Origin of the sequence: Oerskovia sp. NPDC060287 (assembly GCF_042726775.1) — a bacterium.
Taxonomy (GTDB): domain Bacteria; phylum Actinomycetota; class Actinomycetes; order Actinomycetales; family Cellulomonadaceae; genus Oerskovia; species Oerskovia merdavium.
In genome coordinates this window covers 1-1,178 of the sequence record NZ_JBHXBO010000417.1, presented here as the reverse complement: position 1 = coordinate 1,178, position 1,178 = coordinate 1, and the positions used below count along the sequence as shown (strand labels likewise).

The window sequence follows — 1,178 nt, the reverse complement described above, 5'->3', positions numbered from 1 at the left end:
GGGCAGCAGGGCGGGGGCTCAGCAGGTGAGGTTGGACCCCGTGGTCGTGCCGAGGATCTGCGCGAAGCGCTGGAACGCTGCGATGCGGCTCTGCACCTGCGCGGGGTTGCCGCCGTTGCACTCGAGCGTGCCGTTGATCGAGCGGATCGTCTCGCCGAAGCCCGCGCCGTTGACGATGGCCTGGTGGCCCGACATGGTGCCGGGGCCCGACTGCGTGTTCCAGTACCAGAGGCCGGTCTTCCAGGCCACGGCCGGGTCGGTCTCGACCAGGTACGGGTTGTTCAGCAGGTCGATGCCCAGGGCGTCACCGGCGGCCTTGTAGTTGTAGTTCCACGAGAGCTGGATGGGGCCCTTGCCATAGTACGCGGACTGGCCCGCGGGGCAGCCGTAGGACTGGCTCGGGTCGCAGTAGTGCGGGTAGTTCGCGGTGTTGATCTCCTTGACGTAGACCAGGGCGCCCGTCTCGTGGTTCACGTTGGCGAGGAAGGCCGCAGCCTCGCGCTTGGCGACCTCGGTGCCGCCCGACGTGGCGAACTGCGGGTACGCGCTCAGGGCGTTGACCAGGCCCTGGTAGGTGTAGAACGGGTTCCGGTTGGGGAACATCTGGTTGAACTGGGCCTCGGTCACGACGAAGCCGGTCTGGTTGCCGCCCCCGTTGTCACCACCTGTGGTGCCGCCGGTCTCTCCCGTGCCGCCGCCGGTCGAGCCGCCGCACGTGCCCTGGTCGCGCCAGACGCCCCACTGGCCCGTGGTGCCAGGCGTCTCGCCCTGCGTCCACCAGCCCGCCTTCCAGTTGTGGCCGCCGGTCGAGACGACCGCGCCGCCCGTGTAGACCGCGGACGCGCTCCACGGCGCGGCGCAGGGCTCGGCCGCGGAGGCGCGGGGGGCGAGGACGGTGGCGGTGACCGACAGCGCCGCGAGGGCCGTCGTGAGGAGCAGGGCGAGCAGGGCCAGCGTCGTCGCTGGCCGTCGGATCGTGTGCGCGGTGCGCATGTTCGTACCTCTCGTCGATGACAGGGGACGACTGCGAGCCTGGCGGGGGATTTGTCCGATGGTCAACGCACGTAGGGGGTACTACGTAGGTGAGGGGCCGGTCGTGGCGTGGTTGGGCTGAGCGTCCCCGGTCCGGGAGCAGGGGTGCGGACCGGACGCGCTCGGGCGCCTGGGGGCGGGAGTGT

Annotated in this window: 1 protein-coding gene; it reads right to left on the bottom strand. The window is 70.9% G+C overall.

Annotation, left to right across the window (positions count from 1 at the left end; all coding sequences use genetic code 11):
• Positions 1–18: 18 nt before the first annotated feature.
• Positions 19–993 (bottom strand): glycoside hydrolase family 19 protein, encoded by a 975-nt coding sequence (locus tag ACFWFR_RS19435; RefSeq protein ID WP_191804331.1) that lies wholly within the window; start codon positions 991–993, stop codon positions 19–21.
• Positions 994–1,178: the final 185 nt, after the last annotated feature.